The 15,865-nt window shown below is 35.4% G+C and carries 16 protein-coding genes and 1 pseudogene; 9 read left to right on the forward strand and 8 right to left on the reverse strand.

What is annotated here, in order from left to right; all coding sequences use genetic code 11:
• Positions 1-278 precede the first annotated feature (278 nt).
• Complete coding sequence (locus tag SB717_RS32505; protein WP_410906875.1) at positions 279-578, reverse strand: hypothetical protein; 300 nt, start codon at positions 576-578, stop codon at positions 279-281.
• Positions 579-1,175: 597 nt separating this feature from the next.
• Between SB717_RS32505 and SB717_RS32510 the strand changes: the two genes are divergently transcribed.
• Positions 1,176-1,736 (forward strand): CBO0543 family protein, encoded by a 561-nt coding sequence (locus SB717_RS32510; RefSeq protein ID WP_410906877.1) that lies wholly within the window; start codon positions 1,176-1,178, stop codon positions 1,734-1,736.
• Positions 1,737-2,275: 539 nt separating this feature from the next.
• Here SB717_RS32510 and SB717_RS32515 read toward each other — a convergent pair.
• Positions 2,276-2,485 carry an alpha/beta-type small acid-soluble spore protein gene (locus tag SB717_RS32515; RefSeq protein ID WP_410906879.1) on the reverse strand — a complete coding sequence of 70 codons (210 nt, stop codon included), beginning with the start codon at positions 2,483-2,485 and terminating at the stop codon, positions 2,276-2,278.
• A gap of 452 nt (positions 2,486-2,937) precedes the next feature.
• Here SB717_RS32515 and SB717_RS32520 point away from each other — a divergent pair, with 452 nt between their 5' ends.
• Positions 2,938-3,303: a darcynin family protein gene (locus SB717_RS32520; protein WP_176586180.1), complete on the forward strand. Its 366-nt coding sequence runs from the start codon at positions 2,938-2,940 to the stop codon at positions 3,301-3,303.
• A 180-nt stretch (positions 3,304-3,483) separates the two neighbouring features.
• Here the strand turns inward: SB717_RS32520 and SB717_RS32525 are convergent, their stop codons facing one another.
• A complete protein-coding gene (locus SB717_RS32525; protein ID WP_410906881.1) occupies positions 3,484-3,852 on the reverse strand; it encodes an Rpn family recombination-promoting nuclease/putative transposase in 369 nt (122 codons plus the stop codon).
• A gap of 493 nt (positions 3,853-4,345) precedes the next feature.
• On the opposite strand from SB717_RS32525, the gene SB717_RS32530 reads away from it, so the two are divergent.
• From SB717_RS32530 to SB717_RS32555, 6 genes are all read left to right on the forward strand, one after another.
• Positions 4,346-5,446: an amidohydrolase/deacetylase family metallohydrolase gene (locus tag SB717_RS32530; protein WP_410906883.1), complete on the forward strand. Its 1,101-nt coding sequence runs from the start codon at positions 4,346-4,348 to the stop codon at positions 5,444-5,446.
• A complete protein-coding gene (locus SB717_RS32535; RefSeq protein ID WP_410906884.1) occupies positions 5,424-6,527 on the forward strand; it encodes a DgaE family pyridoxal phosphate-dependent ammonia lyase in 1,104 nt (367 codons plus the stop codon). Before SB717_RS32530 ends, SB717_RS32535 begins: the two co-directional genes overlap by 23 nt.
• A 1-nt stretch (position 6,528) precedes the next feature.
• On the forward strand, positions 6,529-7,284 hold the full coding sequence (gene dagF / locus SB717_RS32540; protein WP_410906886.1) for a 2-dehydro-3-deoxy-phosphogluconate aldolase: 756 nt from the start codon (positions 6,529-6,531) through the stop codon (positions 7,282-7,284).
• Positions 7,277-8,293 carry a sugar kinase gene (locus SB717_RS32545; RefSeq protein ID WP_410906888.1) on the forward strand — a complete coding sequence of 339 codons (1,017 nt, stop codon included), beginning with the start codon at positions 7,277-7,279 and terminating at the stop codon, positions 8,291-8,293. The genes dagF and SB717_RS32545 overlap by 8 nt, the downstream gene beginning before the upstream one ends.
• An 8-nt stretch (positions 8,294-8,301) precedes the next feature.
• Complete coding sequence (locus tag SB717_RS32550; protein WP_410906900.1) at positions 8,302-9,027, forward strand: GntR family transcriptional regulator; 726 nt, start codon at positions 8,302-8,304, stop codon at positions 9,025-9,027.
• 85 nt (positions 9,028-9,112) lie between these two features.
• The gene (locus SB717_RS32555) at positions 9,113-10,444 is read left to right on the forward strand and encodes a GntP family permease (protein ID WP_074683301.1); all 1,332 of its coding nucleotides are present in this window, start codon (positions 9,113-9,115) and stop codon (positions 10,442-10,444) included.
• A 132-nt stretch (positions 10,445-10,576) separates the two neighbouring features.
• On the opposite strand, the gene SB717_RS32560 is transcribed toward SB717_RS32555, so the two are convergent.
• Positions 10,577-10,753: a DUF8096 family protein gene (locus SB717_RS32560; protein ID WP_486360775.1), complete on the reverse strand. Its 177-nt coding sequence runs from the start codon at positions 10,751-10,753 to the stop codon at positions 10,577-10,579.
• Between the two features lie 73 nt (positions 10,754-10,826).
• Positions 10,827-10,976: a hypothetical protein gene (locus SB717_RS32565; RefSeq protein WP_410906892.1), complete on the reverse strand. Its 150-nt coding sequence runs from the start codon at positions 10,974-10,976 to the stop codon at positions 10,827-10,829.
• Positions 10,977-11,658: 682 nt separating this feature from the next.
• On the opposite strand from SB717_RS32565, the gene SB717_RS32570 reads away from it, so the two are divergent.
• Entirely contained in the window at positions 11,659-12,498 is an 840-nt protein-coding gene (locus tag SB717_RS32570; protein ID WP_410906894.1) for an STAS domain-containing protein, read from the forward strand.
• A 372-nt stretch (positions 12,499-12,870) separates the two neighbouring features.
• Here SB717_RS32570 and ilvD read toward each other — a convergent pair whose 3' ends face one another.
• The 3 genes and pseudogenes from ilvD to SB717_RS32585 all read right to left on the reverse strand — a co-directional run.
• Positions 12,871-14,562, reverse strand: coding sequence for a dihydroxy-acid dehydratase (gene ilvD / locus SB717_RS32575; RefSeq protein WP_410906896.1), 1,692 nt, complete (start codon positions 14,560-14,562; stop codon positions 12,871-12,873).
• 21 nt (positions 14,563-14,583) lie between these two features.
• Positions 14,584-15,249 (reverse strand): GntR family transcriptional regulator, encoded by a 666-nt coding sequence (locus tag SB717_RS32580; protein ID WP_410906898.1) that lies wholly within the window; start codon positions 15,247-15,249, stop codon positions 14,584-14,586.
• A 283-nt stretch (positions 15,250-15,532) separates the two neighbouring features.
• Positions 15,533-15,768: pseudogene (locus SB717_RS32585) on the reverse strand (IS3 family transposase); the annotation flags it as partial.
• Positions 15,769-15,865 lie beyond the last annotated feature (97 nt).

The following is a 15,865-nucleotide window of genomic DNA, read 5'->3' on the forward strand; positions in this document are numbered from 1 at the left end:
CGTGATACTAAAATTCTTCAGACTGCCGTTTATTTCGATATTGCTGCCTAATACTTGCCGTAATGCCCACTTTTTTTCGTTAGAAGACTAGGATCAATCCCATTTAGTAAGGAAAAAGCGTACCGAGCATACGTACGATGATTATCGATTTAATGGATCTTCGGAAACAGATAGGAGGTACGGTCTCCACGTTTCACCACCCGGTAAATCTCTGCCGTACGAAACGCTTTAATTAGTTGGCCACGTAATTTGAGCTTCTCAAACATCAACATTCCTCCTCAAAACATAAATGTCGCAAAAAAGTAGATCAAGGCGCTATAGAAGGTAACAGGCAAGATAAAACGCATCACTTTCGCAAACTGATCAACAAGATCAATGACACCCCATCGTTCTAATATTTGTTCGATAATAGCAATTCCTAAGACAATGCTTCCTAGGGTCAAAATAGTTGGGTCAAGCATGGCAAGTGGACTAAACGGAACAAAGGAATAAATCTTGAAGGGACGAGGTCTCGTAAGAGATGATTTGAGAGATGGAGGAAAGACATTTCGAAAGGTAAATCCTTTTGCTTTTCTCATGCTGGTACCTACTTTCATTCTTTTTATTTTTTCGCCTTTTATGTCTCAGTTATTTCAGCTCACCCCATCCGGTCGCCCCCTTCGCCTCTTCGGCTCAGCTCCCTTACAGATTTGATGAAGGGCGTCATTAAGCATATAAAGCTTGTATTAACGCGGTAGCGATAATGAGCTAGATACTGATTAAGTAGTGGGTTCGTAATTCTTTAGATACTATGTAGCTACTGCGGTAGGCTTGCCTGTCCACTCAAAAAATAACAAAGAACCCTTACTGCAGTAAGTGAGGAGTAGGTAGTGATGTAAGATGTGCTCGTTTTTAATATGCTGGGGATTGGCCTAGTGGCTTATCTTTTTTATAAAAAGGAGGAAAGATGTCCCAACGAATAGTACTGAATGTAATACAAAGACATACAAGCTATTGCTCTTGGCATAGAACATTTAGACGAAGTTACTTGTTAAATAAAAATATTGTTGATTAACTGTTAAAAAATGACACAACAAGGATAGGCAGGTTAGTCGAAAACGGATAAAAAATCTTGGAATGGGAAATATAACTAATAAATTATTGTGAAATTAAAAAGAAGGGAAGAATTCTACATATTGTTCAGTCCTCCAAAAGACATAAAAGCACAAATTGACGACAAATATAGAATATTAGATGATGCTCACAGCAAATTAACAGAAATTTGGATAGATAATATCGTCTTTTCTTTTGGTTGGTGGACATCATTATTTATGACTGTTATCCCATGGATAGTATGGTTTATCTTTAGAAATAAAGAGAGTAAAACTATTTTATTATTGGGAGGGCTTTGGGCTATGTTTATATCCACATGGTTAGATTATGTTGGGGTGACAATGGGCTTATGGAGATACTATAATAAATTAATACCATTGATGCCAGATTATATACCATGGGATTTTGCTCTGATGCCAGTTACAGTAATGTTTTTCTTACAAGTTAAACCGAAGGCCAATCCTTTTATTAAAGCTTTAATTTTTGCAAGTATAACAGCGTTCTTAGCAGAACCTTTGTTTCTATGGTTAGGTTATTATCACTATCCAGGATGGAATTCAATTTTATCTTTTCCATTTTTTATAGTCATATATCTTATTGCTCACTATTTGGTTAACAGTAAGGCTACTACACCACTTAAGTGATTGTTAACAGGTGTAAATACCTTTTATAATGTTAAAGATTCTGAATCACTGAGAATAAAGGATAATGAAATCATTTAGAACGTTCCTATGGGACAGAGTAATATTCTTCTCGAAAGCAAAAAGCATATGATCAAAAGAAAGATCTTTATTTGACGAAACAAAGATATGAAGTGATGCGCATTTGAGGACGCAGTATTACACAGCGTATCTTTATAGAGCAAATAGATGATCATTCGTGTTATACTATAGCTGGGAATGATACGTGAATCATTTAATGTGTTCAACGTAGCAAAAAGCCACTTGTAGTCTACAAGTGGCTTTTACTTATCTACTCGAAGAACGAGGGGCACTCTCGTTATGAACCGATATACATAGCGATAAGGCCTCACAAGAGCAAAATAATTATGTTTTAATGAAGAAGCCTCCATCAACGTTGATGGAGGCTTCTTTATGCTATGCACGTGTCTCTTTTTATTTAAATCATAGAAAAAAAGAAGAATGGACGCCATTCTTCCTTTAGCCACCATTCTACAATTGTCTTAGAAACGTCCGCCGCCAAGTTGTTGCTCAGCCATTTGTACAAGACGCTTTGTAATTTCGCCACCTACAGATCCGTTTGCACGAGCAGTTGTATCAGGACCCAGGTTAACACCAAATTCACTAGCGATCTCATATTTCATTTGGTCGATTGCTTGTTGCGCACCGTATACTAATAATTCGTTATTGTTGCTATTTTTATTGTTTGCCATTTTATTCAACTCCTTTAAAGTTTACAACGTTAACATGTGTAAAAGAAGAATCATTTATTCATAAAATACAAAAATATTTTTTAGATGTTGTTGTCTTTATAAATATGTATATCAAGCAGATAAATTGTCCTCATCTTATAAATAACACCTTCACTTTTGTTAAATAAAACTAATAATTTACGGTGCGATTTTTCAAATCCTTTATCCAGCAAAGAGTTAAGAACCTCTTATAAAAATGGAGTTCTAGAAGTTAGAATGCCTAAAATCGCAACAGATTAAAAGAAAAAATGATGTTAATTTCCATTACAGCATTTAAAGGAGCCTAGTAGGGATCTTTCTCTATTTAACTTATTCCAGTTTTTAAATGGTAAAGAAAACTTATTTTTACCATTAAATACTAAAAAGTAGTATAATTGCACTGTATTTCGGGTGAATCTAAAGGAGAGAATAAGATGGACAAAAACAACTTAAATCATGGCATTATAATTTTATTAGAGTTTTATCCAACGTGGTTAGCATTAACCCGGGAAAAAAGAAGAGAGCTTGCGAAAGATTTATATTCAATAATTGAAAAGTACAGTGAGAATGTTAAAGTGAAATTCTTTGACGCGGATGCATTCGGAGACGGTACTTATACCGATTTCATCTTTTGTGAAACATCAGATTTAAAAATGTATCATTTTATGTGGGAAGAAATCCGTGATACACATGCTTATTCCAATGGCTACTTTAAAATCAAAAAAGTGATAATGGGATTACAGAATGCTTACCAAAAATTTGAGGAAGAATCTTTAGAAATGGATCCTGAACACAGATAGAACCTTATTGTAATATAAGAGAAATCGAGCGTTTTAGGCTTTATTTATTTAGCAGCATATTTGCTCTAACAACAAAAGCAGTGTAATTTCAATAGTGAAATACACTGCTTTTATACGTACTTTTTCTTGTATTGATTCCAAAAAACAGAATAGCCTATTTTTTAGATACAACATTTTTATTTACTGATGTCTAAGCTTTTCAACTTCATCTATAGAAAGACCTGTTAACTTACTGATTACATTTCTATCTATTCTTTCTTGAATCATTCTAATAGCCATTGCTTTTATTGTCTTTTCACGTCCTTCTTCTAGTCCTTCTTGCTTTCCTTTTTTTTCAGCTCTTTTTAAAGCAGATTTTTCATTCAAAAGAGCTTTTCGTCTTGCTTCATAAGCAAGCAATACTTCTGGATCTTGACTCACACGTTCCCATTCATCCATTGCTTTCTTTAACACTTGGTCTTCTTGCATTGCAATCTCCTCCAATACTTGAGTGATTTCTTCATCTTCCGATGCTTCAAGCAATAATAACCATCGTACAAGCTGATCCAAAATCGTGTTATTTTAGAAAGTGCTTCTTTAGGAAATAAAGCAGGATTTATAGGAGCAGTATTTCATCATTTAAATACATATAAAAAGCAAGAGTTCTAATGGGCCTGATGCAAAAAACTCATTTGCTTGAAACAATTGTATGCTATTCTTTTGATATTTAATCTTATGAAATCTTTCCAAATAGTTGAAGGTGACGTGCTCCATTTGTTCAAAAATCTTTATATATTGAATCTTATTAAGGAATTAATACATTTGACAGCATCGTAATTCAGAAAAAATAAATTAAGACTAAAAAATAATCGGAAACATCACATTGAAGTAAACAAAACATTATAATGTTTTGTTTACTTCAATGTGATGTTTTGTTATTATAACATTATAACGTTATATTCAAAATGTTTATATGCTCTTCTATAAGTATCTAAATTAGTTTATATACTTCATTAAAAAATTTTAGGCAGCTAATGTAACAGAAAAAGAGAGGGTGAGATAAATGAAAGAACAGTTTGTAATATCTAATGCAAAGCTTATGAATGGAGAGCAAGTTGATATTGTAATTGAAAACGGAAAGATTATTGAAATAACAAAGCCTGGAAGTGGTTTTGGAGAATTACTATTCGACTGTTCAGGTATGTACGTGTCCAGTGGATGGATCGACTTACATGTTCATGCATTTTCTGAATTTAGTCCTTATGGGGATGAGATAGACGAGATAGGTATAAAACATGGGGTAACAACCATTGTGGATGCTGGCAGTTGTGGGGCAGATCGAATTGCTGATTTAGTTAAGAGTGGAGAGCATGCAAAAACAAATTTATTTGCATTTTTAAACGTTTCAAGAATTGGTTTAAAAAGAGTGGATGAACTCTCTAACATAGAATGGATAAATAAAGAGAAAGTAAAACAGGCTGTGAATGAGTATCGAGATTTTATTATTGGATTAAAGGTGCGGATGAGCAAAAGTGTTGTTCGTGATAGTGGTATTGAACCATTACGTATTGCACGGGCACTATCTGAGGAAACATCGTTACCATTAATGGTACACATAGGTTCGGCCCCGCCAAGCATTGAAGAAGTTATCCCACTTTTAGAAAAAGGAGATGTAGTTACTCATTATCTTAATGGAAAGGAAAATAATCTTTTTGATAATGAAGGAAAGCCTCTTCAAGTTCTGCGTGATGCGATTGCACGTGGTGTACATTTAGATGTTGGTCATGGCAATGCAAGTTTCTCCTTTAAAGTCGCTGAATCGGCAAAAAAAAACCAGGTTGCTTTAAATACCATAAGTACTGACATCTATCGCAAAAATCGATTGGATGGACCTGTATACAATATGGCAAACGTACTATCTAAATTCTTATACTTAGGATATTCGCTTAAGGAAGTGATCGAAGCAGTCACAACTAATGCAGCGAACTGGCTAAAAAAACCAGAGCTCGGTCGAATACAAGTTGGAGATGTTGCTAACTTAACATTATTTTCTGTTCAAAATGAGCCGGTTACATTGATTGATTCTGAAGGGGACAAGCGTGTAGGTAATAGAAAAATAGAAGCAAAAGGAGTGGTTGTGAATGGAACGTTCATTGAATGCTAAATATGGGTTGAAGCGAGTAATTAATGCTAGTGGAAGGATGAGCATTTTAGGTGTATCAGCACCAACAGATACCGTGATGGATGCAATGAAACATGGCGGACAAAATTATGTTGAGATTGCTGATTTAGTTGATAGATCAGGTGACTATATTGCTGACATTCTAGGATCAGAAGCAGCTGTGGTTGTTAACTCGGCTTCAAGTGGAATTGCTCTCTCTATTGCTGCTCTTGTTACACGAGGAAACCGCCGTAAAAGCGAGCGCCTTCATCAAGAAGTCATTTCAAAAAATGAAATTATTATGCTGAAAGGGCATAACGTACAGTACGGGGCACCGGTTGAAACCATGGTTTATTTAGGTGGCGGAAGGCTTATTGAAGTTGGCTATGCTAATGAGGGTAGAGCAACTCATATTGAAGAAGCAATTTCTGAAAATACTGCTGCTATCCTTTATGTGAAGTCTCATCACACTGTTCAAAAAAATATGATTTCAGTAGAAGAAGCGTGGGAAGTTGCACAAAAAAATAATATTCCATTGATTGTAGATGCTGCGGCAGAAGAAGACCTTCAAAAGTATGTGAAATACTCAGACCTTGCTATTTATAGTGGTTCAAAGGCAATTGAAGGTCCAACGTCTGGAATTGTTGGTGGTAAACGTAACTATATTGAGTGGTTGAAAGTTCAATTACATTGTATTGGAAGAAGTATGAAAGTTGGTAAGGAAACTACTTTTGGATTACTTCAAGCCCTTGATGAGTATCGTGAAAAAGAAGATAAAAGTGAACAAGAAAAAGAAAGTTTACAAACATTAATGTCATTAAAGGATATAGAAGGCGTGAATGTGACAATTGTACAAGATGAAGCAGGTCGAGCTATATTCCGTGCACGAATTCAAATCAGTCCTGACCAATCCAATACAACTGCGAAAGAAGTTGTAAGAGAGTTGCGTGAAGGTGAGATTGCTGTTTATACACGTGATTATGGGGTGAGACAAGGATATTTTGATATCGATCCAAGGCCTTTAAAAGGTGACGATATACATGTAATTGAGTCTAGAATACGAGAAATAGTAGGAGGGAAATAACATGTCCAACATCACAAAACGATTTTATAAAGAGCGAGTGGCACTAAATGTGCTAGCAAATAGTATTGAAAATGCTAAAGAAGTATTTGAAGCAGCAGAGGGTTATGTGCTAGTAGGTGTGTTATCCAAGGATTATTCTACTGTCGAAGAAGCAGTAAAAGCAATGAAAGAGTACGGAAAGGAAATTGATGAAGCAGTATCAATCGGTTTAGGCGCTGGAGATAACCGTCAGGCAGCTGTAGTAGCAGAAATTGCAAAGTATTATCCTGGTAGTCACATTAATCAAGTGTTTCCTGCCGTTGGAGCAACACGTGCGAATCTGGGGGAAAAGGATAGCTGGATTAATAGTTTAGTGTCTCCAACTGGAAAAGTTGGATATGTGAATATCTCAACCGGTCCAGTTAGTGCAGCACAAGATGAGCATGCTATTGTACCTATCAAAACAGCAATTGCATTGGTACGTGACATGGGAGGAAACGCATTAAAATATTTCCCAATGAAAGGATTAAGTAGAGAAGATGAGTTTCGTGCTGTTGCACAAGCATGTGGTGAAGAAGGATTTGCATTAGAGCCAACTGGTGGAATTGATAAAGAAAACTTTGAGACAATTTTACGTATTGCTTTGGAAGCTAATGTCCCACAAGTCATTCCTCATGTCTATTCATCAATTATTGACAAAGAAACAGGAAAGACAAATGTAGATGATGTACATGAGTTGCTTGAAACAATGAAGAAGTTAGTTGATCAACATGGCTAAGAATTTTGCAGCATTTGGAGAGGTAATGATGCGCTTGCAAGTGCCAGGATATGAACTATTATCTCAATCTAGCACATTAAACTATTCCTTCTCTGGAACAGGAGTAAATGTAGCCTCAGCACTATCTCGATTCGGGTATAAAGGTCATCTCGTTTCTACATTACCATCTAATGGAGTAGGAGATGCTGCAGTATCATACCTTCAAAAGTTAGGTATTACAGACTCGTTTATTACTCGGGGTGGAAACTACATTGGCATGTATTTTTTAGAAAATGGATTTGGTGCGCGATCTAGTCGCGTCACCTATTCCAATCGCTTAGAAAGTAGCTTCAATAGAGCTTCTGAAGGAGCATATAAATTTAAAGAAATAGCTAAGCAAATAGATATCATTCATTTTTGTGGAATTACATTAGCCATGAATGATTCTGTTCGCAATCATATGAAATTACTTGCGCAAGCAGTAAAAGCAACTGGAGGAACAGTTGTTTTTGATTGTAACTATCGTCCATCACTTTGGGGAGATGATGGTTATGAAAAGGCAAAGTCATATTATGAAGAAATGTTTCATTTAGCTGATATTGTTATGATGAATGAAAAGGATGCTATGTTTGTATTAAACATGGAAACAGAGAAAAAAGATCGTACAGAGCAACTTATGGATCTAATTCCAACTGTTGCAGAAAAATATGACATCTCTGTGATAGCAGGTACACACCGTTCTATTAATGATAATAATACGCATTCATTACGTGCATATATCTTTAAAAATCAAGAATTTACTTTTTCTAAAACGCTTACTTTCTCTGTTTATGACCGAATTGGTGCAGGAGATGCTTTTACAAGTGGTATTATATATGGTGAGTTAGAAGGCTTTTCGCCAGAAAAAACCGTCTTATTTGCTGCTACAGCAGGAATGCTTGCCCATACAACTGTAGGAGATACTCCAATGTCCTCGAAAGATGATATAATTCGGGCCATGACAGAAGCAGTGAACGATGTAGAAAGGTAGGAAATAGAATAGTGAAAGTGAATGTATCTCGAAAAAAAGGTCCCTTATATTTACAAATAAAAAATATCTTGAAGGATCGAATTTTACACGGTATGTATCCTATTGGAGAAAATATACCTTCAGAGCCCCAATTGGAAGATGAATTTCATGTGAGTAAAATTACTGTTCGAAATGCTATCAAAGAGCTTGTTAAAGATGGCTATCTTGAAACAAAGAGTGGTAAAGGAACGAAAGTAATTCGAAATAAATCCATTTCAAAACTTTCTAAAGGAAAACGTTTTACAGAAGTATTGGTGGAAAATGGCCATAAAATTCGTAAACAATTATTAGGGGCAGAGGTAATCTTTAACCAAGAAGGTACAGAAGAATATCAATTATTCGGAGAGCAGTGTTTTCGAATCGAACGTCTGTATCATCTAAATGATGTGCCATATATTTATTACAAACATTATTTAACAATACAGCTCATAGAGGATATTGAATTATCAGATTTAAATGTTCAATCCTTATACGATTTGATAGAAGCCCAAGGTATTTCTTTAGAAAAATTTCGAGATCAATTTTCTGTTACATCTGCTTCTTCTCTTTTGGAAGAAAAATTAGGTGTAAAAAAGGGAACAAGTTTATTAAAACGATCACGTTATTCTTATGATGAAGTTGGAAGTTTGATTGAATATAGTAAAGGATATTACAACACGGAAATACAAGATTATGTTGTCAACTATGATATATAAAACTCAGTAAGAAAAAGATTTATAATCTTTTTCTTAGGGATATTTTGTAAGCGTTTGCACGTTTTTGGGGAAGGTGGGATTTTTTATGGGTACAGACATGTATTTGTTAATAATTACATTATTAGCGATTGTAATTGTGATTCTTGGAGTATCATGGTGGAAATGGCATGCATTTATTAGCTTAACTGTAGCAAGTTTATTTTTAGCTATTATGTCTGGGTTATCAATGGATAAAATAGTCGGTGCGTATGAAACTGGAGTAGGAAGCGTTTTAGGTCATTTAGTCGGTATATTAGCGTTAGGTACCATTTTAGGAAAAATGATGTCGGATTCTGGTGCTGGCATGCAAGTGGCAGATTTCTTTGTTAGATTCTTTGGGGTCAAGAAATTACCATGGGCTATGTTGTTTTCAGGGTTTATTATTGGTATTCCCGTATTTTTTGAAGTGGGAATTGTAATCTTATTACCTCTAGTCATTTCGATTCGTAAAACAACTCAGCAAAATATTTTATTAATTGCGTTGCCCGTAATCGCTGGATTATCCATTGTACATGGCATTGTACCACCGCATCCAGGAGCAATGACTGCGATCGGAATTTATAATGCCAATCTAGGAAAGGTGCTTCTCTACTCACTAATCATTGCATTACCAGCAGCTATTATTGCAGGACCATTGTTCGCAAAATGGGTGCATAAGCGTGTAATTCCTGAAGGGGAGCCAGAATTAATTCGTGTTACCACGGCATCAAAACAGTTACCAGGAACAGGAATTTCATTCTTTATTATCTTATTACCAGTTATCTTAATGGTACTATCAGTTGTTGTACCATATATGTCACTACCTAGTGGCTTGACGAAATTCTTTGTCTTTATCGGGAGTCCGGTAATTGCACTTCTAGTTTCCTGTTTTGCAGCATTTTACCTTCTTGGAATTCGTCAAGGGATGGATAAAAATATCATTAAAAAGTTAACAGAAGAATGCTTACTTCCAGTTGGATCAATTATTTTAATCATTGGTGCTGGTGGCGGATTTAAACAAATTCTTATTGATAGTGGTGTGGGTACGTCAATTGCTCAAATGTCTGAGCACTTGTCTCTATCGCCAATTGTCTTGGCATTTATGGTAGCTGGATTAATCCGAGTTGCAACAGGATCAGCTACAGTAGCATTAACAACAGCAGCTGGCATTGTCTCACCAATTATTGAACATATGTCGGGCGTAAACTTAGAATTATTAGTTATTGCAACAGGTGCAGGATCCCTTATGTTTTCACATGTAAATGATGCAGGTTTCTGGTTAGTAAAGGAATATCTAGGATTAACAGTAAAAGAAACCTTTAAGACGTGGACTATATTAGAGACATTACTTTCATTTATTGCTTTTGGAGGGGCTTTATTATTTGATATGTTTGTTTAAAAACAAAACTTCTTCTACGTATTCGTAGAGGGAGTTTATTTTTATAATCAATAAAAAATTGTAAGGCGGGGGTTACTAATTAAAAAAGAGAAGGGTAAAAAGCTTCTCTTTCTCATATATAATCATCTATGGTTATATACTTTTCTTCATGCCGCACTCTCTACATTCACGTAGAAAAATGCCACCTTTTACAGAACTTTTGAAGTAAGATGAGTTGCAGTTATCGCATCGGCCACTAACCTTATCCGGAAATGCAGCATAGTCATATACTTTATCAAGATCTATTTCTTGCTCTTTTATTTCTTCCAGATTGATCACTCTTTTCTATTTGGCTTTTATTAGACTAACACAATTATGTCTATATAAAAGGTGTATGTTAAAATTACTTTGGTTTTTCCACTAGTTGCATCTGAAAAATTTGCGTTTCTTGAATACCTGCTCTTTGGAGTTCCTCTTTAAATGGTTCACCTTCTTTTAGTTTAATGATTCTCTTTGAACGGTCACATAACGTGTATACTCTAAAATTGTACATGAACGTACCTCCACCCAAATAAATGCTTCCTATACACGGTTTCTTCAGAAACTAAGTTAAGCGAACATCGATGAGCTCGCTTAACCTCATTTTATTCTTTAACTCAAATTAGAAAAAAATGAACTGCTAAAAACAATTGAAATAAGTAATGTTGCAGAAATTAGTATTTTAAACCACAAAGGCTCTTTTAGGAATTGTTTAATCATAAATTTTATCCGATGCATAACGCTATAGCTCCCTTCCATACACTTTCATTTCTAATTAAACATATGATGTATTCTTGAAAAGTAATACCTACCTTTTACAATGGTGACTACAACATATGTTTTAAAAGCGTGATACGTGAAAATTGAGCACAAGAATTATCAAAATGCTATTTCTCGTAGTCTCAATGTTTTAGCAGTTTGCCACGTTCCGAAAATAAGCATTGATTTCACCGTATATCCTAGCTACAATCAAAATTTTGGTATTAGGTTAATTTTTTATGGGTTATACATTCATAGAATTCTATAATTTTAATCTAATTTATATATTTCACACAAAAAAGCCTTAGAAACTTCTAAGAACTTTGATTGATTAATTTCCCATCATGCTGATTTTCTGCGTATACATGATAAAATAAAGAGGGGTATATATTTAACCATTTACTAACAAGAGAACATATATAAGGGGATATTAAACGATGCATAGAAATAAAAAATTATATCATTTTTTAGTGGAACGAACATGGTCTTTGACTGAGAAATGGTATGAATCAGTAGATAAAGATAGCTCGCTTGGTGTATATGCTTCTAATGATCCACACGTCATCGACAAGGTAAAACAGCAAAATCATGAATTTCACGTACGATTTTGTAAAGTCTTTGACGAAACAGAATCCCATGAGCATTTTTCTGTCCATTTTGATGAATGGATTTGTTCGGTTTCAAAGGATGAAGAACATTTACATACACCTGTTCATTTTATTTTAAAAGAGTTTTTTACTACCCAAGAGCAATATTTAGATTTAATTCAAGAGTTTGTTCAGACAAGTGATGAAATTTATTCACAAGAGACTATTAACAGATGGAATCGTGTTGTTATTAAGAATTTCACTTATGTAATGACGGTATTTACTAAAGAATACCATGATTATTCTCAAATACGCTTAAAAGCTCAACAAGAAATGATTCATGAATTAAGTTCACCGGTCATCACAATAAAAAAAGATGTCGCACTTTTACCATTGGTTGGAGATATTGATACGTCAAGAGCAAAGTTGATTTTGGAAAGCACGTTACAACAATGTGCTAACAAACAAATTTCCTCTCTTTATATTGATTTATCCGGGGTTATAATGGTGGATACAATGGTGGCCCATCAAATCTTCCAATTAATTGATACCCTTGGTCTACTTGGAGTGAAGTGTACCTTATCTGGGATTAGACCAGAAATTGCCCAAACAGCCATTCAACTTGGTCTTTCGTTTGAAAATATAAGAATTAAATCCAATCTTGCTCAAGCATTGGAGTCCGACGTTTAAATATCTGTACAATAAAGAAGTCTATCCTCATTAGATGAAATATGGGTGCCTCTTAGTTCACATTAGATAATCAGAGGTTCCGTTAAGAGACATTATGTAACTACGTTTGTATATCTTATACAGCCTAAAAAGCGAAAAAACCTACTAATCATGGACTATAGTAGGTTTTTCTTTTAGCTTATTTATAGTACACGATGAAGGATTGAGAATGAACATCTCTCCGCCTTTTCAATAGTGTGCTCAAAATTTTAATTTTTATGCTTTAATAGATATCGACTTGTACTACAGTATCCGTTGTGGATGTGTTTCCCCTGTAGTAACCATGTAACTGAAAGAGCTTTAAAAGCTAACATTTTCACCTTACTATCTACTTTAAATGTCTAGATCTGTCACTGCCCCTTTTGAAGCAGAAGATACAAGTCGCGCGTATTTTGCTAAAACCCCTGATGAGAATTGAAGTGGAGGTTTAATCCAGTTATGCCGTCTCACTTCTAGATCCTGTGAGGAGATATCAAATTTGATTTCCTGCGTTTCACTATTAATAGTGATAATATCTCCTTCCTCTAATAAAGCAATTGGCCCTCCAACTTGAGCTTCAGGCGTTACATGTCCAACTACGAAGCCATGAGAACCTCCTGAAAACCTTCCATCTGTAATTAAAGCTACTTCTCCCCCAAGTCCTTTGCCGACTATCATTGCTGTAACAGACAACATTTCCGGCATTCCTGGTCCTCCCTTTGGTCCTGCATATCTAATAACAAGGACATCTCCCTTACGTATCTCATCTTTAATAATAGATTGGGTTGCCTCTTCTTCACTATTAAATACTCGCGCAGGTCCAGAAAAACTAAGCCTTTTTAACCCAGACATTTTAGCTACTGCTCCTTCTGGAGCCAAGTTTCCTTTAAGTACAACTAGTGGACCATTTGGTTTTAAAGGATTATTAAAAGGTCTAATAATAGTTTGATTTTCTTGCAAGGGTTCTATTTCAGACAAGTTCTCAGCCAATGTCTTGCCCGTGACAGTTATACAATCTCCATGTAGTAAACCTTCCTCTAATAGTAATTTCATGACCCCGGGAACACCCCCAATGCTATTAAGATCTTGCATAGCATATTTTCCACTTGGCTTGAGGTCAGCTATATGAGGTACTTTTACACGTATACGTTCAAAATCATCCACTGTTAAATCAACTTGTACCGAATGAGCGATGGCAAGTAGATGTAAGAATGCATTAGTTGAGCCTCCAAGAGCCATTACAACAGTAATTGCATTTTCAAATGCTTTTTTAGTCATAATATCTCTTGGATAAATCCCTTGTTCCAAAAGATTAATTACTCTTTTTCCTGCTTCCTTACATTCGAGTGCCTTATTAGAAGAAATAGCAGGTGTCGATGAAGACCCTGGCAGACTTATTCCAAGAGCCTCAGCAGCTGATGCCATCGTATTCGCTGTATACATTCCTCCGCATGCTCCGGGACCAGGACATGCGCTACACTCCACTTTATGTAACTCTTCGTCTGTTACCTTACCGTCGTGATATTGTCCAACTGCTTCAAAGGCACTTACAATATCGACTTTTTTTCCCTCTAAGTTTCCTGGTTGGATAGTTCCTCCATATACATACACAGCAGGTAGATTCATACGTCCAATGGCCATTAGACAGGCGGGTGTATTTTTATCACATCCACCTACAGCTACCAGGCCATCAAAACGTTCTGCGTTCGTAACAATTTCAATAGAATCAGCAATAGCCTCACGACTTGGCAGTGAGAACCTCATACCATCATGTCCCATTGAGATACCGTCAGAAACTGTGATGGTATTAAAAATCAATGGTGCTCCGCCATGGTTTTTAATACCTTCCTTTGCCTGAAGTGCTAGTTCATTGATATGCATATTACAAGGGGTTACTTCGCTCCATGTACTAGCTACCCCAATCATCGGCTTTTTAAAATCTGCATCCGTAAATCCTACCGCCCGCAACATAGCTCGGTTAGGAACGCGATTTACTCCCTCACTAATCACTTTACTTCGAATCCTCAAATCTTTTTTGTTATCCACTTCTATCCCGCCCTTTCTTTATTAAATTAATTCGTATAGCTCATGCATAGGTCTTATTAAGTTTTTTTTCATCATAACAGAAGCCTTTTCATAGTCACGTTCTTCCATTGCATCAATAATAGCTGAATGTTCTTGAACAGAGGCATGGGTACCACTCATCGGCTGTTTTAGAAATACATACTTGAACCGACGAATATGAATTTGAAGTGATGAACTAAAAGACGAGATGTAAGGATTATCAGAGATATCAATAATAAGATTATGAAATTGCTCATCTAATTCCATTGCTTCGTAAGGGGTTTCATTTGCAATAGCGTCACCAAACTGTGCATTTAATGTTTTTAATTGTTCAATCTGTTCAGGCAGAATGACTAACGATGCTGCTTCAGCAGCTAACGCATGTAGCGAGGAAAGGGTAGAATACATCTTCAGGATATCTTCTTTTTCAATATTCTTTACTCGTGTATCTTTTCGAGGTAACAATTCTACAAGACCTTGAATCTCAAGTAGCTGTAAAGCTTCTCTAATAGGGGTTCTACTAACACCTAACGCCTCTGCTAATTCAGCATCTACTAATCTCTCTCCCGGTAAAAGGGTTCCATCTATAATCCATCTTTGAATTTGAGAAAATGCTCGTTCCTTTGCTGACATTCTAACTTTTTTAGAAAAATCACTTGGTATTGGCACCAAAACTATCCCCTTTCTGTGATATATTACGTAATATATCACAGAAAGGGGATAGTTTGCAATATTTAGATAATTAAACTCCGAAATCATCTTGAAATTAATAGGGAATTTCTCTTTTTTTCCGTGATCTAACTCTTTTTTCTAAATTAACGAAACAAATGATAATAGAGTTGCTATTGTTAAAGCAAGTCCTATATAAAAATTAATTATCTTGCTATAACCTAGATAAGAAGAAATATAAAAACTGGACTTGTCAATATTTATTGGACACTAAGTTAGGCTACTATGATGAATAGGCTTTTTCGTATTCAATAGGGTGAAGGTAATGCAGAGAAGAATGCATTCTTTTGGTATTGTAATAGAGCTCTATGTATTTAAATACTTTTTTTCGAGCTCATTCATTCATTCATTATCATAAGGATTTCCTTTTCTACTAACACTTGAGACAGCACCATACTTTTTCAGTATGGCTTGAAAATTACGACCTGTATATTGGGATCCCTGATCTGTATGGATAATTCAATTTGTCCCTGTAAAAGGTTTTATGGTGCGACAAGAAGTCGCTTTTATATAGTGTGGCTTACGCCACTGGTTTAGACGCAAAAACTATCCCCGT

Origin of the sequence: Priestia sp. SIMBA_032 (genome assembly GCF_046535215.1) — a bacterium.
GTDB classification, from domain to species: domain Bacteria; phylum Bacillota; class Bacilli; order Bacillales; family Bacillaceae_H; genus Priestia; species Priestia aryabhattai.